This is a genomic window from Helicobacter sp. MIT 14-3879, assembly GCF_003364125.1.
Genome location: NZ_NXLP01000006.1, coordinates 72204 through 92143 on the forward strand (window position 1 = coordinate 72204; position 19940 = coordinate 92143).

The 19940-nt window shown below is 29.2% G+C and carries 26 protein-coding genes and 4 tRNA genes; all 30 read right to left on the reverse strand.

Features of this window, described 5'->3' with window-relative positions; genetic code table 11:
• On the reverse strand, window positions 1–453 hold the full coding sequence (gene smpB, locus CQA44_RS05465; RefSeq protein WP_115546279.1) for an SsrA-binding protein: 453 nt from the start codon (window positions 451–453) through the stop codon (window positions 1–3).
• 1 nt (window position 454) lies between these two features.
• Window positions 455–1219: a 4-(cytidine 5'-diphospho)-2-C-methyl-D-erythritol kinase gene (locus CQA44_RS05470; protein ID WP_115546303.1), complete on the reverse strand. Its 765-nt coding sequence runs from the start codon at window positions 1217–1219 to the stop codon at window positions 455–457.
• Window positions 1220–1224: 5 nt separating this feature from the next.
• Window positions 1225–1455, reverse strand: coding sequence for a carbon storage regulator CsrA (gene csrA, locus CQA44_RS05475; RefSeq protein ID WP_115546280.1), 231 nt, complete (start codon window positions 1453–1455; stop codon window positions 1225–1227).
• The gene (gene truB / locus CQA44_RS05480; protein ID WP_115546281.1) at window positions 1449–2261 is read right to left on the reverse strand and encodes a tRNA pseudouridine(55) synthase TruB; all 813 of its coding nucleotides are present in this window, start codon (window positions 2259–2261) and stop codon (window positions 1449–1451) included. Before truB ends, csrA begins: the two co-directional genes overlap by 7 nt.
• A complete protein-coding gene (dapE, locus tag CQA44_RS05485; protein WP_115546282.1) occupies window positions 2245–3366 on the reverse strand; it encodes a succinyl-diaminopimelate desuccinylase in 1122 nt (373 codons plus the stop codon). The genes truB and dapE overlap by 17 nt, the downstream gene beginning before the upstream one ends.
• Before the next feature lies 1 nt (window position 3367).
• On the reverse strand, window positions 3368–4069 hold the full coding sequence (gene cmoA / locus CQA44_RS05490; RefSeq protein WP_115546283.1) for a carboxy-S-adenosyl-L-methionine synthase CmoA: 702 nt from the start codon (window positions 4067–4069) through the stop codon (window positions 3368–3370).
• 5 nt (window positions 4070–4074) lie between these two features.
• On the reverse strand, window positions 4075–4932 hold the full coding sequence (locus CQA44_RS05495; RefSeq protein WP_115546284.1) for a bifunctional riboflavin kinase/FAD synthetase: 858 nt from the start codon (window positions 4930–4932) through the stop codon (window positions 4075–4077).
• Window positions 4898–5614, reverse strand: coding sequence for a TlyA family RNA methyltransferase (locus CQA44_RS05500; protein ID WP_115546285.1), 717 nt, complete (start codon window positions 5612–5614; stop codon window positions 4898–4900). Before CQA44_RS05500 ends, CQA44_RS05495 begins: the two co-directional genes overlap by 35 nt.
• A gap of 4 nt (window positions 5615–5618) precedes the next feature.
• Complete coding sequence (locus CQA44_RS05505; protein ID WP_115546286.1) at window positions 5619–6548, reverse strand: ribose-phosphate pyrophosphokinase; 930 nt, start codon at window positions 6546–6548, stop codon at window positions 5619–5621.
• A gap of 114 nt (window positions 6549–6662) precedes the next feature.
• Window positions 6663–6739: transfer RNA gene (locus CQA44_RS05510), tRNA-Arg, on the reverse strand.
• Between the two features lie 32 nt (window positions 6740–6771).
• Window positions 6772–6848: transfer RNA gene (locus CQA44_RS05515), tRNA-Arg, on the reverse strand.
• Between the two features lie 6 nt (window positions 6849–6854).
• Window positions 6855–6931, reverse strand: a tRNA-His gene (locus CQA44_RS05520).
• A 6-nt stretch (window positions 6932–6937) separates the two neighbouring features.
• Window positions 6938–7015 (reverse strand) — tRNA-Pro (locus tag CQA44_RS05525).
• Between the two features lie 85 nt (window positions 7016–7100).
• On the reverse strand, window positions 7101–9263 hold the full coding sequence (gene feoB / locus CQA44_RS05530; protein WP_115546287.1) for a ferrous iron transport protein B: 2163 nt from the start codon (window positions 9261–9263) through the stop codon (window positions 7101–7103).
• Between the two features lie 119 nt (window positions 9264–9382).
• Window positions 9383–10159, reverse strand: a complete 777-nt coding sequence (locus CQA44_RS05535; RefSeq protein WP_115546288.1) for a thiazole synthase — start codon at window positions 10157–10159, stop codon at window positions 9383–9385.
• 458 nt (window positions 10160–10617) lie between these two features.
• Window positions 10618–11346 (reverse strand): hypothetical protein, encoded by a 729-nt coding sequence (locus CQA44_RS05540; RefSeq protein WP_115546289.1) that lies wholly within the window; start codon window positions 11344–11346, stop codon window positions 10618–10620.
• Between the two features lie 30 nt (window positions 11347–11376).
• Window positions 11377–11559, reverse strand: a complete 183-nt coding sequence (locus tag CQA44_RS05545) for an AAA family ATPase (protein WP_115546290.1) — start codon at window positions 11557–11559, stop codon at window positions 11377–11379.
• 111 nt (window positions 11560–11670) lie between these two features.
• Window positions 11671–11934, reverse strand: coding sequence for a hypothetical protein (locus CQA44_RS05550; protein WP_147289755.1), 264 nt, complete (start codon window positions 11932–11934; stop codon window positions 11671–11673).
• Window positions 11924–12412 (reverse strand): AAA family ATPase, encoded by a 489-nt coding sequence (locus tag CQA44_RS05555; RefSeq protein ID WP_115546292.1) that lies wholly within the window; start codon window positions 12410–12412, stop codon window positions 11924–11926. The genes CQA44_RS05550 and CQA44_RS05555 overlap by 11 nt, the downstream gene beginning before the upstream one ends.
• Entirely contained in the window at window positions 12355–12501 is a 147-nt protein-coding gene (locus CQA44_RS12510; RefSeq protein WP_181881795.1) for a hypothetical protein, read from the reverse strand. The genes CQA44_RS05555 and CQA44_RS12510 overlap by 58 nt, the downstream gene beginning before the upstream one ends.
• Before the next feature lie 511 nt (window positions 12502–13012).
• Window positions 13013–13780, reverse strand: coding sequence for a hypothetical protein (locus tag CQA44_RS05560; RefSeq protein WP_115546293.1), 768 nt, complete (start codon window positions 13778–13780; stop codon window positions 13013–13015).
• 26 nt (window positions 13781–13806) lie between these two features.
• On the reverse strand, window positions 13807–13968 hold the full coding sequence (locus tag CQA44_RS12515) for a hypothetical protein (RefSeq protein WP_181881796.1): 162 nt from the start codon (window positions 13966–13968) through the stop codon (window positions 13807–13809).
• Between the two features lie 23 nt (window positions 13969–13991).
• Window positions 13992–14138: a hypothetical protein gene (locus CQA44_RS12520; RefSeq protein WP_181881797.1), complete on the reverse strand. Its 147-nt coding sequence runs from the start codon at window positions 14136–14138 to the stop codon at window positions 13992–13994.
• 81 nt (window positions 14139–14219) lie between these two features.
• Window positions 14220–14486, reverse strand: coding sequence for a hypothetical protein (locus CQA44_RS05565; protein ID WP_115546294.1), 267 nt, complete (start codon window positions 14484–14486; stop codon window positions 14220–14222).
• 666 nt (window positions 14487–15152) lie between these two features.
• Window positions 15153–16235: a beta family protein gene (locus CQA44_RS05570; protein ID WP_115546295.1), complete on the reverse strand. Its 1083-nt coding sequence runs from the start codon at window positions 16233–16235 to the stop codon at window positions 15153–15155.
• Window positions 16235–16777 carry an ImmA/IrrE family metallo-endopeptidase gene (locus tag CQA44_RS05575; protein WP_115546296.1) on the reverse strand — a complete coding sequence of 181 codons (543 nt, stop codon included), beginning with the start codon at window positions 16775–16777 and terminating at the stop codon, window positions 16235–16237. The genes CQA44_RS05570 and CQA44_RS05575 overlap by 1 nt, the downstream gene beginning before the upstream one ends.
• A 1-nt stretch (window position 16778) precedes the next feature.
• On the reverse strand, window positions 16779–17321 hold the full coding sequence (locus CQA44_RS05580) for a hypothetical protein (RefSeq protein WP_115546297.1): 543 nt from the start codon (window positions 17319–17321) through the stop codon (window positions 16779–16781).
• 11 nt (window positions 17322–17332) lie between these two features.
• Complete coding sequence (locus CQA44_RS05585) at window positions 17333–17944, reverse strand: MmcB family DNA repair protein (protein WP_115546298.1); 612 nt, start codon at window positions 17942–17944, stop codon at window positions 17333–17335.
• On the reverse strand, window positions 17944–18549 hold the full coding sequence (locus tag CQA44_RS05590) for a TaqI-like C-terminal specificity domain-containing protein (protein WP_115546299.1): 606 nt from the start codon (window positions 18547–18549) through the stop codon (window positions 17944–17946). Before CQA44_RS05590 ends, CQA44_RS05585 begins: the two co-directional genes overlap by 1 nt.
• A 20-nt stretch (window positions 18550–18569) precedes the next feature.
• A partial coding sequence (locus tag CQA44_RS05595) for a TaqI-like C-terminal specificity domain-containing protein (protein WP_309544881.1) occupies window positions 18570–19940 on the reverse strand: 1371 nt, incomplete at its 5' end.

Consider the following 19940-nt stretch of genomic DNA (forward strand, 5'->3'; position numbering starts at 1 on the left):
CTACTTCCATTTTTTAAGCTCTATTTGAGCTTCTCTCTCTAAAGCCTTTTTCTTTAATGCTTCTCTTTTATCATGTAATTTCTTTCCAGAAACTACTGCAATTTGCACTTTTAGTATATTTTTATTATTAAAATATAAATTTAGAGGGACTATTGTATATCCTTTTTGTGTTGCAAAAGAAAGAAGTTTGTTTATCTCTTTTTTATGAAGTAAAAGTTTTTTTACACGATTTTCATCACTCTTAAAATAAACATTTGTAGTATTCATATAACTTATATGAGCATTGAATAAAAATGCCTCATTTTTAATGATTTTAACAAAACTATCTTTAATACTTACTCTACTAAATCGTGCAGATTTTACCTCACTACCATTTAATACAATGCCAGATTCTAATTTTTGTATAATAAAATAATCAAAAAATGCCTTCTTATTTGTCGCTATTGTTTTCATATTAACCCTTATCTAGTATTTTAAAAAAGCTACTTCCACTTCCACTAAAAAAATATCCATCTTTTGCATATTCTTTTAACTTAGGATACAGCCTTAATGCAGGAACATACAAATCATTTAATAATTCTAAATTAAATTTTTTTAATAATAATATAGAATCTAATTCCAACATATTAGCTATGCTAAAATTTGGCATTTTTTTAAATTCATCAAATACAGCTTTTGTAGAACATTTTATAGGTGGAGTAATAATATCTAAATTAAAATATTTTTCTTTAAACTCCTCCACCCTATCACCTATGCCAAATACATTAGCAAAATCTAGCTCATAAATAAAAAAACTAACATCAGAACCAACAAGTGCTGCAATACTTGCTAATTGGTTCTTAGATAAATTTAATTCTAGTATTTCATTCATTGCTAAAAGGTAAGTAGCTGCGTTACTACTACCTCCACCAAGCCCAGCAAATGATGGGATTTTCTTTTCAACCTCAATGCTAAATAGCTCTAATTTCTTAGAAATATTATCATTTGCTATCTTTGTTTTTAAAACCTCTTTTGCCCTAAAGATTGTATTATCTTCTATTTTGCAATCAAAATTACCTTTTATATTAAAAAATAAAGAATCTGTTATGCAAATATTATCAAATAGTTTTCCCCTAACTCTCATATACCTAGAGGCAATATCACAATAACCATTCGGTAAAATTCCTAAAATTTTAAAGAAAATATTTACTTTTGGATATGATATATAAAAATATTGCATCAATTTTATTGCTTAATAATTTTACATAGATTTGGAAGTGAGTTATAGCTATTTTGAGAAGAAGCTTTTAGATTCTCCCCAATAATTGCTTTTTTTAACTCACCTCTTAAAATTACTTTATTTTGTGGGGCTTCAAAGCCAATTTTTACTATGCCATTTTGTATTGATATTATTTTAATTATTATATCATCTCCTATCATAACTTCTTCATTAATCTTCCTTGATAAAACTAACATAGACATATCCTATTTACAATGTATTCTATATTTCCAAATGTATCTACTTGAATTATAGAAAAAAAATCATCAAAAACAACTTTGTATCTAGTATTTTTATTAAGACCTTTCAATATAATTTTCTTGCCATTTTTAAAATCATCATATAAGTTTTTTAAATTTAATTGTTTATATCTAATAAAATCTAGAGGATTTAACATTTTATAAGACTGAAAGTAAAAATCACCCTCTCGTATTCTAATAAGATTACTCAAAACCCCACTAACACCAAGTTTATTTGCAATAATCTCTCCAATAGAGCGGACATAAGCCCCCTTACTAACAGATACTTCAAAGCTTAAAAATGGGTGGTTATATGATAAAAATTTAATATCTAAAATATCCATTTCACATTCTCTAAGATTAAAATACTCTCCATCTCTAGCAAGGCTATATGCTCTCTTGCCATTTATCTTTTTAGCACTAAATTTAGGTGGAGTATATACTATCTTTCCTAACATAGAATCTAATATAGATAATATTTTTTCTTTACTAAATTCCTCTATAATATCTACTTTATTAACTAAGCTTATATCAAGTGATGGCGATTTTGCCCCTAGCCAAAGTGTTGCTATATATACCTTTGGTGAAAGGTTAATGTGATTAAAAATCTTTGTTAGATTCCCACTTGCTATTACCAAACTACCACTAGCAAATGGGTCTAGTGTCCCACTATACCCTAGTTTTTTAACTCTAAACTTCTTTTTTAATACACCTAAATAAGCATTAGAGCTTATACTTGGTGGTTTATTACCTACAAATAGCATTAATATTATTAATCAAGCTAATAAATATTTCTTTTAGCTTAATAATATCTTCCACTCTAGCACATTCATCTACTGCGTGGATTCTATCATTTACTAAACCAAACTCTAGCACATCTACACCAAATTCACTAAAATATCTTGCATCGCTTGTTCCCCCACTTGTGCTAAGTTGTGGTTTAATTTGTGTATTAGATTCTATTGCTTTTATTGTGCTTTCTATTAATTTAGGAGAATGTGTTATAAATGGAAAAGAGCTTTGTTTTAACTCTAAAGTATAATCCATACCCTTAAATAAAGATTGTAAATATTCTTTTAAAGTTTCTTTTGTAATTAGAGGGCTATTTCTAACATTAAACATCATCTTTAATTTACTTGGTGTTACATTTACTGCTTGTATTCCTGCTCTAATATCTGTTATTACAATCATACTTGGAGAAAAATTTTCATCACCACTATCTAATTGTTTAGAAGAAATATTTGGCAAAATATTTGATATTAAATCAATCGGATTTTTACATTTTTGAGGATATGCAACATGTCCTTGAATACCATATAATACCAAAGTCCCATTAATAGAGCCTCTTCTTCCTATCTTAATTGTATCTCCTAAAAGTTTTGTGCAGGTGGGTTCTGCAACAATTGCATAATTTGGTAATAAATTTTTGTTTTTTAATTCATCTAGCATTACTTTTGTGCCATAGATACCATCGCCTTCTTCATCACTTGTAAGTAGTATTGATAATATTCCATTAAAATTTTTAATATTTTTTAAAGCATAAATAAAACTTACAATTCCTCCTTTCATATCCTGCACACCCCTGCCATAAATCATGTTGTTTTTTATTATTCCAGAAAATGGCTCTACACTCCACCCTTCACCACTTGGAACTACATCAATATGACCTGCAAAACAAAGATGTGTCTTAGAAACTGAATTAGAATCTCTAAAATCTTTATATAAAAATATATTTTTTACTCCATTTATATTTTGCTCTATTACCTTAAAATCATTTAAAATATTTTTAATATGAGAATAGATTCCACATTCATTTGGAGTAATACTTTGCTTTTTAATCATATATACTAAAAAATCTATTTCTTCCATTTTATTCCTTTAATGCTATAAAAGTAGCAAAATTTCCAAATCTAAATATAACTTCAACACTGCTAAATCCTGCATTTTTTAATAAAGCTATATTTTCATCTTGAGTGTATGGAATTAGGATATTTTCTAATGCTTCTCTTTTTTTAGAGATTTCAGTTTGACTATAACCCTGTTTTTCTTTAAAACTATGATAAATATCAATTAGAGCTTTATCTAACCAAATATTTTTACAAACTAGTTTCTCGCTCATAATAAAACAGCCATCTTTTGGTAAAGAAGAATATATCGTTTTAATTAAAGATTCTCTATATAATGGACGAATGAATTGCATAGTATAGTTTGCAATAATAACATCAAAATTAAATTTACATTCTAAAATATCTTCTTTTTTAAATTCTATATTAAGTCCATAAGCTTTTGCTTTAGACTTTGCAATATCAAGCATGGGAGATGAATTATCAATTCCTAGTAAAATTTTATTTTTAAATTTCTGCATTCTTGCTAAATAAAGCAAAAGATTGCCAGTAGAACATCCAATATCACAAATACTTACATAAGAATCTTTTAATAAATTAGCTATTAATTTAATATTATCTTTATAATAAGGGATTGAACGTTCAATCATATCATCAAAAACACTTGCCACTTCTTTATTAAAAGAAAATTTTCTATCTATTTCTTTTTGAAAAATACTATCTCTCATAATTTTTACTTTAAATTCATATATTTTAAAATTTCTTTTGATTTTTTAATATCGATAGAAATTTGTTTTTTTAATCCATCAAAAGAATTAAATTTTTTATTATCCCTAATTCTTTCTATAAAAAATATTTCTATTTTCTTTGGCTTAAAATTGATATATTTATCAATAATATGACTTTCAATTGCAAAACTCATATTTGTGCTAAGTCTATTTCCTATAAATGAGATTGATTTATAAAGTTTATTTCCAATCCTAGTTTGAGTAGCATATACACCATCTTTTGGTAGAATATATTCATCAGCATTAATGTTTATGGTTGGAAATAAATCAATACTCCCAATACCCTGCCCTTTTATTACCCTACCATCTATACTATAAAATCTACCAAGAAGCTTGTTTGCTAAATCAATTTGACCATTTAAAATAAATGCTCTAATATATGATGAGTGAATAGGGATATTATCAATTTTCATTTCTTTAAAAGTAACAACATTAAGATGTGAGATTCTAGGTATATCCATAGCTCCATATTGTTTATCTTTACCAAACCTAAAATCAACTCCAACAATAATTGTCCTTAAATTTGGTAGCTTTGATATAAGATATTTTAAAAATTTTTTTCCATTTAGATTCTTAATCTTTTCAAATTCAATATAATACATAGGGTTTGAAATATAAGTATTTTTCTTTTTATAAGGAACAATTGAGCCAATTTTTGGAGTTTTAGTTTTGATAAAAATAACTATTCCAAATTTATCTAATGAATCAAAAATTGCTTGATGTGCTAAATGAATACTATCAAACTTTCCAATAGTAATATTTGTAATATTATTTTTTTTTGATATTGATGAAAATTTCTTCATTTCCCTCTTTCCCTTTGAATTTTGATGCTTCAATATTCTTTATAATAAAGCCATTATTTTTCAAATAACTAATAAATAAATTTAGTGAATTATTGATTGCATTTTTATCAATAACAACACCTTTTTTATTTCTTTTTATATTTTTACCAACCTCAAATTGAGGCTTAAATAGTAATAATATCTCGTTTGAAGCTAGAGTATAAATATGCTCTATTATACACTTAAGAGAAATGAACGAAACATCGCATACTATAAAATCAAATTTTTTATTAGTGTGAAAATCCTTAATATCACAAGATTCAAATAATTTAATTCGACTATCATCTCTTAAGGCTTTATCAAGCTGATTGCAACCTATATCAACACAAGTTACGCTATTTGCTCCATATTTTAATAAAACCTGAGCAAAACCACCCTTAGAGCTTCCTATATCAAGAATGTCTAAACCATTAAATATAATGTTATTGTCTCTAATATAAGAATCTAACTTTTCTCCTGCCCTACTTACAAAAATATCTTTTTTTAAAATTTCAATATTATTTTTTAGTGTAGAATCCACATTAAAACTAGGCTTTAAAATAATCTCATTATTTAATTTAATAAAGCCATTTTTAATTAGTTCTATGGCTTTATTTCTGCTTTGTGTAAATTTATTATGAAATAAAAATATATCTAGTCTCAAAATTTTATAAAAATAGTGAGTTTACACTCTCATTATGGTAAATTCTTCTAATAACTTCTGCAAAAAGCGGTGCAACACTTAAAACTTTAATTTTCTTACTTGTATTATTAAATGGAATTGAATTTGTAATAGCCACTTCATCTATGACACCATTTTCGATCTTTTCAATAGCATTTCCACTAAAAACGGCGTGTGTTCCAAGGGCAATAACGCTTATAGCACCATTTTTCTTTAAAACATCAGCAGATTTTACCATAGTCCCTGCAGTATCAATAATATCATCAACTAAAATTACGCTTTTATCTTTAACATCACCGATAATATTCATAACTTCGCTTTCATTTGCTTTTTCTCTTTTTTTATCAACTATCACAAGAGGAAGCCCTAATTGCTCTGCAAAATGTCTAGCTCTAGAAACACCACCTATATCAGGGGAGGCAATAATAGGATTTTTAAGGTTTTTTGATTTTATATAATCATAAAATACGATTGAGCCATATAAATTATCAACAGGAATATCAAAAAATCCCTGAATTTGTCCTGCGTGTAAATCCATAGTAATTACACGATTAACACCTGCACTTTGCAAAAGATTAGCAACTAACTTTGCAGTAATTGGAACTCTTGGGGCTGCTTTTCTATCCTGCCTAGCATAGCCAAAATATGGAATTACTGCATTTATATCTGATGCAGAACTTCTTTTAAAGGCATCTACCATAATTAAAAGCTCCATTAAATTATCATTTGTAGGTTTGCAAGTAGGTTGAATAATATATATATCTTTCCCACGAACACTTTCACTAATCTTTACATTTATTTCTCCATCACTAAAACGATTAACTACTGCACTAGATAATACAATATCTAAATTCTTTGTTAATTCCTTTGCAAAGTCTATATGAGCTGTGCCACTAAAAATTTTAAATCCTCTCATTTTTGGATACCTTTAAATAAATTGATTTTGAAATTATAATATAATAGATAAATAATTAAGTAGTTTTAAAATATATAAAGGTTATATTCTAATTAAATATTCTAAAAGCATTTGTGGTACGCTCGGCAGGATTCGAACCTGCGACCTACGGCTTAGAAGGCTGTTGCTCTATCCAGCTGAGCTACGAGCGCAAAAAATATAATAAAAAGTAAGATAATCTAAGTGGTACGCCCGATAGGAATCGAACCCATAACCCTCAGATCCGAAGTCTGATGCTCTATCCAGTTGAGCTACGAGCGCAAAATGTGGGGTGAGTGATGGGATTCGAACCCACGACCCCCAGAGCCACAATCTGGTGCTCTAACCAGCTGAACTACACTCACCATAAATGGTCGGGGTGAAAGGATTCGAACCTTCGACCCCTTGGTCCCAAACCAAGTGCGCTAACCAGACTGCGCTACACCCCGACAAAATCTAAGATTTAAGATGAAATGTATTTTAAAGGCTGGATTATATTAAAAAGATTGACTTATTGTCAATATCTTTTTAAAGCTATATGAATAACTTTGTTGTCTCATATCCTATAAATGATAGTATGTATGCTACGATACTTGTAAAAATAAACAAATATAAGCCATATATTGACTTTCCTGATTCTTTAATAAATACAATAGTAGCAGCAAAACAAGGTAAATAAAACATTACAAATAACACAAAAGCAATAGCAGTAGGAAGAGAGACTTGTTCTTTTATTATATCTCTTAAACTTTGTATGTTTTCATCACTATCTCCTAATGAATACAATACCCCAATAGTAGATATAACAACCTCTTTTGCAGCTATTCCTGTAACAAGAGCCGTAGAAAGCTTCCAATCAAAATCTAGTGGTTTAAATAATGGAGAGATAAAATTACCAAATATTCCTAAATAGCTATTTTCCAATAATTCTGCTTGCATTGCATTTTCTAAATCATCAATAGTTTTTGATTTCCCCTTACTATCAATCATATTAGAAGAATAATTTAGCACTTTATTAGATTCCAAATTATTATCTTGGCTTTGCTCTAAAATTTTATCTTCATAAGATTTAATAATATTTTCATTCTTTGGGTATTGCGTCCCAAACCAAATTAAAATAGAAGCTATAAAAATAAATGTTCCAGCTCTTTTTACATAAAAATATGCTTTATTCCAAACAGAGCGACAAATAATACTAAAAGATGGGATTCTATACTTTGGCATTTCCATTACAAAAGGTTCATCAACACCTCTAAAAGCAGTAAGTTTTAAAATCTTTGCTAGAATTAAACCAATAATAGCTCCAAATATATATATTGCAAATAATATATTTCCTGCCTCATTTTCATCAAAAAATGCTCCAACAAAAAGTACATAAACAGGCAATCTTGCACTACAACTCATAAAGCCTATTATAAACATAGTAATCATCTTATCACTATTATTTTTTAATATTCTAGTACTCATATAAGCAGGTATAGAACAACCAAATCCACTAACTAATGGTATGAAGCTCTTTCCGTGTAAGCCAAACTTATGAAAGAATCCATCAAGCATAAATGAAACTCTAGCCATGTATCCTGTGCTTTCAAGTAAAATAATTCCTAAAAACAACATTAATATAAGAGGAAGAAAAGATAAAACAGTTCCTACACCACCAATTACGCCATCTGCAATAAGAGAGGCAAAAGCCTCATTTGAAATATTATTTTTTATAGTTTCACCAAAATAAGCAAACAAACCTTCTATCCAACCTTGTGGATACCCTCCTATGCTAAAGGTTAAATTAAATAATAACCACATAAAAAATAAAAATATAGGAATACCAATATATCGATTAAGCAATATTGCATCAATTTTGCTAGTTTTACTATCGATATTATTTTTCTTAATCTTACAGACTTCACTAAAAGCACCTCTTGCAAAGGCATAATCATCATTTAAAAATACTGCTCTAATATTTTTCTCACCACTCATTTCATATAAATTTTTAATACTTTCTTGAAGTATTGGATTTAGCTCTATCCAAAAGGCATTTGAGTGCATTTCTTCATATGTAGAATTATCTTGAGAAAGCAGCTTAACTGCAAGTTCCCTTATATTATCAGTATCAATTTCTTTATCTATTATAAATTTACTTATTTTTTCTATTTCATCTTCTATAAAATCAGCATATACTCTTTTTGATGAACAAAATGGCTTTTCATAAATAGTAATGATATTGTCTAATAAAGCATTAACATTTTCTCCACTCTTAGCAGAAGTAAGCAAAGTTTCTACTCCTAATATATTTGATAACTGCTTATAATCTATATTGATACCATCATTGGTTGCCTCATCAGCCATATTTAGAGCAATTAGCATTTTTTTATTTAATGTCATAATCTGTGTGCTTAAAAAGAGATTCCTTTCTAAATTTGTAGAATCTGCAACATTTAAAATAACATCATAATTTTCATTTTGAAGGTATTTTTTAGTGATTTTTTCTTCTTGAGAATATTCATTAAGAGAGTAAATTCCGGGTAAATCTATAATCCTAATATTATAGTTTTTATATGTGATATGTGCTTCAGCCTTTTCAATAGTAACTCCTGTAAAGTTACCAACTCGTAAATTTGAACCGCTAATCTTATTAATAAGCATAGTTTTGCCTACATTTGGTTGCCCTACTAAAACAACTATTATCTCCTTAGACATTATATAGCTACCTTTATAAAAATTTTTTGCATTATAATTAAACTATATTAAAATAAGATTAGTTATTATAATTACTAGGCTTAATTAAAATATATTAAGATTTTATTTTAAAAACTCCTTTAAAACTCTATTAATCCATCAGTAGGAGAAGACGCACTAGCATAAGGTTTCTTTGGGATTCTTCCAGCTAGGTAGCTTTGTCTTCCTGCTAATACAGCATTTTTCATTGCCTCTGCCATTAAAATAGGATTTTTAGCTAAAGCAATAGCACTATTGCTTAATACACCATCAGCCCCAAGCTCCATAGCAATACTAGCATCACTAGCACAACCAACACCAGCATCTACTATTACAGGAACATTTACTGCTTCTTTTATAAATCTAACATTATATTTATTTTGGATTCCAAGCCCGCTGCCAATGGGAGCGGCTAAAGGCATAATAGCACTTGCTCCACAAGATTCAAGTCTTTTTGCGAATATTGGATCATCATTGCAGTAAGCAAAAACTATAAATTCATCTTTGGCTAGAATTTCACAAGCATTAAGAGTTTCAATCATATCAGGATAAAGGGTCTTAGTACTATCTCCAATAATTTCAAGTTTAATCGTATTTATATTAGTAGCCTCTCTAACAAGCCTAAAAAGCGATATAGCCTCATTAGATGTAGTGCAACCTGCAGAATTTGGTAAAAACTTAATGTTAATATCTCTAAAATAATCTAATAAATTTTCAGCATTTTTATCAGTGATATTTACTCTCCTAACAGCAATAGTTATCATATCTGCACCACTTGCAATGGTAGCATCTCTAGTAGTTTTAAAATCCTTATATTTACCACTACCAACAATAAGCCTAGAGTTAAGTTCAATGTTGCCAATAATTAGTTTGTCCATTTTAGTTTCCTTAAAAATATTTTGATTATAAAAAATAAAGATTCTAGCAAAAATAAAATATTAAAAAATCTTTATAGGCTATAAAAGACAATAAAGAGACCAATTATACTCAAATAAATGATGCTTAAAGATTGATAAATCTCATTTTATATTGTTGCTTTAATTTGGCTTTATTTAAGCATTTTCTGCATTATTATTTTATAATCCAAACTTCTTTTTATCTGTTGCTTTTATTTAGATATTCTCTGCATTCTTTTCAATCCAAACATTTTCTACATTCTTCTTTTCAATCTAAACCCCTTTTTATCTGTTGCTTTATTTAGATATTCTCTGCATTACTCCCTTTGATTAATAATCTTTTTTGCTTAAAATACCGCACAAACTAAAGAAATAATTTTAGATTCTAAGTGCTAAAGATTTAGGATTTAAACTATCACACCCTAAAGCTAGCGTAAAACTTAAGAGTTTATTTGCAAAGATTTTTCAATCCTTTCTATGAGATTTTCAAGTTCCTTAAAGTCATTGTTTAAATCAAGCGTCTTTATGACTTCATTAGCAAAAATAGATTTTTTATCCTCTTTAATTTTGTATTTTTCTTTGCCTTGAAGCTTTGAAAACGCCTTATATTTTTCAGGAAGCTTTGAAAAATCTAAAGATTTTTCAATTTGTAGATTTTTATTAAGCTTATCAATATAATAACTCAATGCTATTTCTTCCACCAAATTGTGTTTTTTTAAAGTCTCCAAAGGATAAAGCATTTCAATGGGATAATTTTTCAATCTCTTTTTATCATCATTTTTAGATAAAGATTGTGTATCTAAAGTATAAATGACCTTGTATTTTTGATTTTTCACATCATTATAGGTTTTAATGCCTTTTTCATCATAATCACATAAAAACAATACCCTCTCTTTATCAATGTTAAGCTGATTAAAAACGATAGCAAAGTGCCTCATATTATCCGCACCCCCGCAATCAATGAGTTCAAAAGGAATAGTTCGCCGCTTTAAAGCATAAAAGTTTTCTCTATGAAGTTTATCGTATCTTCCCTCTACCATAAGCGTTGGCTTGGTGGATTTTTGGATTTGTTCAATCACGCTCATTGCATTATCAAAAGTCATTATGCCATCTGATAATTTTTCTATAATCTCTTTTTTCTTTATCTTGCGTATCTCTCCTTCTTTCATAAAAAATCTTGCATAAAGAATAAATCCTCCTCATCGCAGTATGCCACACTTAAGAGAATGCGTAGTCATTATGACTTGAGAACCAAACTTTTTAACGACAATGTTTTTAAGAATCTCTATTAGCATTTTTGCCATTTTTGGATTTAGGTGAGAATGAGGTTCGTCCAAAAGTAAAATCACAGAATCAAGGCTAGTATCTTTATATTGGCACAAGAGAGATAATGATTTGCTCTCCTAAAGAAAGCTGATTGAGTGGGATTTCCTCTTTGTTCTGTGTATTTCTACAAATTAATCCAATGGTGCTAGAAATGTCTCGTGTAACATCTATTTCATATTTGGTGTAATATTTTGTAAAATTTCATTGATTTGTTGTAGGGGATTTTTACCTACTTTATCCTCTGCTAATGCGTAAATCTCATTCACTTTTTTTGTGGGATATTGCCTCTCTAATGTCCTTTTATAATTTTCAAATTTAACAAAATAATTTCCAAATGTATCTACTAAAAGTTGTTCATCAAATATTGTAGGTTTAGAATCTAAGTTAATATCATTAAGAGAATCTAGCCATTTATTAAATTCATCTTGCAAATTCATCTTGCGACATTTCAAGTAGCTTTTTTTCTGTCATATTATGTCTTTTAAAGAATAGGGAGTATGGTTTAAAGGAAGATAACAAAGTTTTTAAATATTGTTTTATTGTTGCTTGCTCTTGTTGATTAAATCTTGAATAGTCTTCACTTAAAAGCTCTTCTAAGGTTATATCCTTACTGCAATATTGTTGTAAGTAATTTTGCAGTAAATTAAGCATATTATTTTCTTGTCTAAAATCAGTAACAATTTTATAGATATTTCGTAAAGCTACTTTATGTGTGTCGCCTAAATTATATTTCTTGTTAGAGAGAGTAATATTATCAAAATACTTAATATGTTGTTTGATGCGGTTTTTGAAAATATATTTTTTACTGCTATCTGGTGATTTTAGGGTTGAGTAAATTACACTTATTTGCTCTAAAAGTGCCGTTTTACCCGAGCCATTTTCGCCTGTGATAACTGCAAATTTTGGGATATTTTTCCACTCAAACCCTGCTTTTTATAGCTTGCTTCTGCTTTAAGATGTATCAAAAATTCTTCTGTTTTAATTTTAGTATTTGGCATTCTTATCCTTAAATTATTGTAATCTCAATTTCTTTATCACTTTAATGATATAAATTAAAGAGACTAAAATATTAATTTTGGATATTTTAGTCTGTATAATCCTCATTTCCCTATTATGAATGTTAAAACATAAGCACTACATTTTAGTCTATCTATTCCTTACTTTCTATAATCCTCATTTCCTCGTTTTAGTATTTGGCATTCTTATCCTTAAATATTATTGTAATCTCAATTTCTTTATCACTTTAATGATATAAATTAAAGAGACTAAAATATTAATTTTGGATATTTTAGTCTGTATAATCCTCATTTCCCTATTATGAATGTTAAAACATAAGCACTACATTTTAGTCTATCTATTCCTTACTTTCTATAATCCTCATTTCCTCGTTACTTAAATTATAGAGCTTATACACTAAATATCAATTTGAGATTCTAGCTTGCTTGTGTTGGGGGCTTTGTCATATTGGGCTATCTTGTCATATTGAACCTGCTCTAGCCACTAGAATTTTCATACTACATCAATATAGGTGTTGGGGCTTTGCCATTCTAAACCTGCCCTAGCAGGTGAAGAATCTCTTTTGTCATATTTGCAAGTGTGGGTGAGTTGCTCGCGCAACGCACGAGGGCAAATGCCCGAAATATCTCTCTTTGTCATACTGAGCGTATGCGAAGTATCTCTATTACATTCCTTTTGAGATTCTTCAGCTAACACTTCAGAATGACAAGTTTTGTCTTTTGTCATCTTAAGCGTATGCGAAGTATCTCTTTTAGAATCTGCAGGAATAGATATTTTGCTATGCTCAAAATGAGATTCTCTAAGAGATTCTTCACCTGCTAATGCAAGTTCAGAATGACAAGATGAAGATTCAAAATAATAAGGAGAACTAGGCAGCCTAGAATGACAATGAGAATCTTCAGTATGACAAGCTTTATCTTGTTGAAGAATTCCTTTGTCTTGTTGAGCGGTAGCGAAACATCTCTTAGAATCTAAATAATAAGATTCAGAAAGATAAGTGGCAGAATCTCTATGAGATTCTTCACCTGCTAGGGCAGGTTCAGAATGACAAATGGCGAAATCTTTATGAGATTCTTCGCTTTCTTGTGAAAGCTCAGAATGACAAAATGAATTAGGCAGCCTAGAATGACAAAAAGCATAATGACAAAGATTGCTAGATTCTTCATTCTTGCCTTGCGCTCTTTTAGAATGACAAGAGGAAGATTCAAAATAACAAGAGTGCTTAAAATGACAAGCTTTAAGCCTTAAAATCTCCTCCACTAAGGCTATGATAGAATCTGCGATGCTTATCTACGATTTTTAATATTTCCTAGTTTTACAAGGGAAGTTATAATTGCAGGAAGAAGCGAAAGCCAAGCATTGGGCTTATCCTGTATAATAAGGTAAGCAAATATCCCTAAACTCCCAACAATAAAAATAAATGCACCTAAAGCTCCCAATCCCTGCAAAGCATAGAACCAACGACTATCACTTACCCTATTTTCTGCTCTTGTTTTTCTAATTCAATGATTTCTTTATCTATTTGCATTTTATGTTCAGCTGTTTTTTCTAGCAAAGTAAAAGCACGGTTTGCTAGAGGTTCAGGTAATTTTCCTATGGCATTAAACTCATTTTCCATAAAAATATTGTTTTGGATATTGAGTTGATTTTGTGGATTTGTATTGTTAGAATGACTATCTTTATCTTGCAGGTTTTTTGTTCATTTTTTAAGACTTATTCTTTGTTTTTGATGATTCGCATTGATTTGCTTGTAAGCTTGTATTTGCTTTTGCTGAATCTCTAGCGCAACCTCTCCATATTTTTTGGGTGCAGTTGGTGAGGGTGTAGCAGAAAATCCACCCATATATCCCTCTGCAAATCCATCAATGTAAGTATTTTTATTAGAATCTTTTTTGTAAAGTTTGTAGAGTAAAAAGCCCACACCAGCAGTTAAAATGCCAAATAATAACCATTTTAATTCTTTCATTTTTTATCTCACATTTTTGTTTTTTATATTCTAACATACTAATAATAAATTTTTAGCTTGTCTCTATGATTTTAATCTCCTCATTGATGAGGTGATAGAGTTTATACACTAAAATATCAATTTTAGATTCTAGCTTGCTTGTGTTGGGTGTTCCCCGACTGATTGAGTATTCTGCATGCTTTTGTATGTCTTTTGGCTTAATCTACTATACAACATAGCTTAGGATTGGTATTTTGACGCCGTTGTTTAGGGTGATGAACTCTATTTGCTCCTTTGGTGTTTGTGTGTTGTGTCATTGAATCTGTGCTGCTAGTGCCCGCCTATGCGTTCTTTACGTCCGAATCTTTGGTGGAATTTTGCTTTGAATTGTAACCCCGCAATCCCAAAGTCCTCAATAAACCTACCATACTACTAATGCCAAAGGGGGAGTTTTGCAAGGTTTGTGTCTGTGTTTGTCCATTGTCCTCACTTACACGAAAGATACGAGCATTTTAAAGCATGACACCTAGTGTTTGTTAGGGGGTTGCGGGGGATTGTCATCGCAAATAAGTTTGAGTTTAAGCTACAATTCAAATAATGCAATATAAAAACGATTCTGTATTTTATAATTTATGTTTTTTATTGATAAAATAAATTCTGGTTTGTTTATATTGACAGAAAATAAGGTTAAAGCTTTAAAATTCCCCATTTTAACCTTTTAAGTTTTTCCAAAGTGGCAGTAATATAAATATTTATTCTAACAGAAATCCAAAATGAAGGACTTTTTCCAGCCACATAGCCATTTATGACATCATTAAAAACATTAAATCCCCAAATAGAATTATTCATAACATTTTTTATCTCATCTAACTGAAAAAGGGATTTTGCACAATTTTGATAAGCTTGTTCGATATTAATTCTTTCTGAAGTTCTACATCTATAATAATATACTATGTATTCTTGATTATTTTTCAACAATGGAATATCTATTCTAGGAATCCAACCTCTTACTTGCGTATCGTATCTTATGGGGTGAGTGCAGGCATAATCTCCATAAAAGATATGTGGGTATCGCTCTTTTAAGGAAACATAATTTTTTTGTTCAGTTAATAGATATTTTTCTACTACTTCTTTACCATTGTTAGGTAAGGTTGGAGGAAATGAAGAACAAGCAAAAATTATGCTTTTAAAATTATATTCATTGATAGACTGAAGATTAAAATCCAAATATTCTTCTCCTTCTATATAACCACCATCTAAAATTAAAATACAATCTTTTGTGAATTCTTTTATTGCCTCTATGTATTTAGGATTTTTATTATTATTTGCATCAAGCCTTAAAGCAAGTGGTAGATTTAAACCTTTAACACTTTCCTTAAGCTGCTTAATTTGCAATTTGACATCTTCAATGCGTTTGGGATTGTAATGAATGCAAGGAATTATTTTGAGATTGTAATCGATGATAATTTTTTTAACAAAATCTACCCATTCTTTATATCCATCTTGATAGTTTAAAAGCATTTTGTCAATTTGAGGATTTTTGAGAGTTTCATCGGTTGTTAAATCCAAGATAAATAAATTACTATCCAATATTTTTTTTATCTCTTCTATTTTCTTCTCAATAGATCCTTCAGGATTACTTTTGCTAATTCTTGATTTTGTTAATTCAATAATGGGCAGCATTTCTTGTTTGGATTGAATTGACAAATTTTCATAAGCCCTTAATTCAGAGGTTCTACTTTTTAAAATAGGAAAATAAACAAAACTCATTAATACTCCCTTATATATCCTAGTTTAAAGGCTCTGTATTTTACAGCTGCATAAGAAACTTGAAAACGAGATGATAATTTTTCAATAGTATTATTACCATCTTTGATTTCTTTTTCAAATTCAAGTTTTGGCATTAAGAGTGCAGCTGCAAACTCATTAGCTTCTAATTCTATATGATTCGTATTGGATTGTTTTCTAAATAAAATATTATCCTCTATTTTTTTATTATCTTTTAAATATTTTTTATGAAGAATAAAATGTCCTAATTCGTGAGCTAATGTAAATCTTCTCCTTAGTTGCGAATGATATTTGCTCAAAGTAATTTGGTAGTAATTTGAAAATTTTTCAATAATCCCAGAAATATCATCTTCTAAATATTCATCTATGAGCCTAATTTCATTAATAGTCTTAACATAAGAGAAAATATCAAAGGGCTTTATAGAAAGATTATTTTGTTGCGCTTCTTTGTATATCTCATAAATACTTTTTTGCTCTAAATCTAAACTACTTTCGGACAATGTTTGCTCTTCTATAAAAGCCATATCAATCCTTTGTCATTGGTGTTGTTATTTCTTTAGCTATTTCTTTATTGGTTTCTTGCATTTCTTTTAAATCTTGAATTTTTATTATATCATTTTCTATTTTTTCCATTCTTTCCATAATGTCTTTTATGGAATCTTCTGTTACTTCTTGAATTCTCATTTTGATATTAGTGTTATCTTTCAAAAAATTATCAATTTGTTCTTTAGTCTCATTTTTGATTTTTTCATTTGTTTCTTCATTTTTGTTCCTAATATATATAAACGAAGTAATAGCAAAAGCACCAATAATACAGCTTAAAATAACAATAAAATTATTGTAATATGAAATATAAAAGCCAAAGAAATCTTTAGCCGAAATAAGTTTATTCTCAGAAATTAATACTTCAAGTGTTTTGTTAGTATCTGCTGACCCCTTAAGTTCATTCCCTAAAATATAAAGATTCAATAATTCACCTTTAATATTCCAGGAGAAAAAAGCAACAGATATAAAAATTATTAGCATTCCAAGCAAAACACCAAGAGAGAATCCAAATTTAGTATTCATTACAAACTTCCTTACGCACTAGTTTTAATTTGGCTAGAGCAATATAAAAGATATATATCGCTCAAATGAATTTCATTGTTATGAAAAATTTTCTGAAAAAGCTCAAAACCATAAGAATATTTTTCTTTCAAGCATTCAAAAACTAACTGCTTTAAATCTTTTTTCTTCAAATGTTTCACTAAAAAATGTCTTAAATCAAAAATATCTATTATTCCATTCTGTTTATAAAGCTTTAATTTTTTACTATTAACAAACAAAGTCTGATAATACATTATAGGGTTATTCTTTTGAGGTTTTCTGAGTATTTTAAATTTCGAACTTTTAGAATCAAATAAAATAATACCTACTTGCTCGGGAATGCTTATAATGTCTTTTTTAAATTTTATATCTAAAACTACATAGACTTTATCAAATATTTTTAGATAGTCCGAAATTTGCCCATTAAGTTTTGCAAGATTGTCTTTGCATGATTTTATTTCATATGCTATCAATTCATTTTTTTTAGCAATTAGCAAATCTGCTTTGCGTTTCCCTTGCATTAATGATACTTCTATTGCCGCCAAGTCAAGAGGGCTTTTTTGCAATATTTGTTTCAATAACAAAAAACGCATTTTTTCTTCCATTATTTGCCCTCTATAATTTTAATTTCTTCGTTTGTTAGATTATACAATTCATACACTAAAATATCAATTTTAGATTCTAATTTGCTTGTGTTAGTTGTGGAGTCTTTTGCTTTGGATTCTAAAATCTTATCGACTAAAGTGATGATTTTATCAACAATTTTTTGGTTAGATTTTGTGATTTGTGGAATTGGAAGTTTTAAAAGATTATTTGTTTTTAACTCTCCCTCAATTCCTCCTCCCATATAAAACCTACGCATTGCAAAATACACACATTGAGAGTTTAGAAGCCCTGTGAGATACTTCATTTCATTTTCTTTGCCTGTGATGATATTTGCAGGAGCTGGAGCAAAGAATCCATTTTTTTCATACACAAAGCAAGGCTCACTTGCCATTATGCAAGGATAAAGAATCTTGCCTTGATACTTCCCTTTGTTATGTGTATAGATGGGACTTTCTTGCTTTCCCCCTCCATTTAGGAAGTTTTCTGTCCTTCCCCCTCCATTGCGGAGGGGATTAGGGGATGGGTTATTATGATGAGTTTCCTCACCTTGCAAGCAAGTTTTAGAATGATAAGAGAATTGAGAATCCCGCATAAACATTTGCATAAAGGCATTAAGATATATTTTTATCTCCCCCCCCCGCTAGTGGCAAAAGATTCTAATAGGGTGATTTCTTCTTTACTCAAATTATAAAGCATATAGACCTTTTGTTTGATACTTTCTTCTAGGGTTTTATCTTTATTGTGGTTAATTTGCCTTGCCATAGCAATGATTTCATCAGCTAAATCTTTGTTTCCAGCGTCAATTTTAGGGATAGGAATTTTTTCCACAGGGTCTTTTTTCCATTGCCAACCTGTCTCATCAAGCTTAGAATACACCTGCTCCAAATAAAATAAAGCTAAAGGATTATTAAATATCGCAGAGAGATAGAAAATATCTTGGCTCTTATCATAAAGCGTGAGTAAAAAAGCCCCAGCAAGCAAATAATACCCCTCATTATCTACAACAAAGGCATTTCCACTTCGTGCAAGTTCTGCCCAAATTAACTTGTCTTTATAGCTTCTCACAGAATCCTTCATAAAAGATTCTAGTAAATGATAGATATTCTCAATTACCCCCCCCCTATTAGCAAATTCAGATTCTATTAAATTAATTTCCTCATCATTTAAATCATAAGCTTCATAGATGAGATTATCAAGCCTAGTTTCCAAAGCTTTTGTAGATATTTCTTTTCTATTTTTAGATTCTAAAATTTCACTAGCTAAAGTCTTAATTTCAGCCAGAAGCTTAGAATCTATTTTATGCGTTTCTACCACAGGTAATTTTTCTACATAGATTTTACTCATACTAAGACCATCTGCATTAAGCGTGCTACAAGTTTTCTTTAAATACCAAAAACTTATCTTAGAAGCAAGCACAGCATTGAGATATTCTAATTCATTTCCTTTTATCATAAAAGCAGTTTTATCTAAAAAATAACCCATTTTATCAATCATAAAATTAACATTTTGTGTTGTTTCTGGATAGATAATCTTGCCCTCATATTCTATTATGTTATGAGCTTTTATTTTGTCTTGTTGAGGCAAAGCCGATGCAGGAGCATTAGCACTCAAATTCCCATAGGGATAAACATCTCTATAAGAATTATTAAGAGATTCTTCGCTTTGCTTAAGATGAGATTTTCTTAGAGATTCTTCGCTTTCTTGTGAAAGCTCAGAATGACAAGGAGAATTAGGCAGCCTAGAATAATAATGAGAAGGTTCAGAATGACAAATTTTGTCTTGTTGAAGAATTACTTTGTCTTGTTGAGCGGTAGCGAAACATCTCTTAGAATCTAAATAGTAAGATTCAGAATGACAAGAAGCGGAATTAAAACTATAAGAGGCTTTAAAATCCTTCATAAAAGATTCTAGTAAATGATAGATATTCTCAATTACCCCCCCCCTATTAGCAAATTCAGATTCTATTAAATTAATTTCCTCATCATTTAAATCATA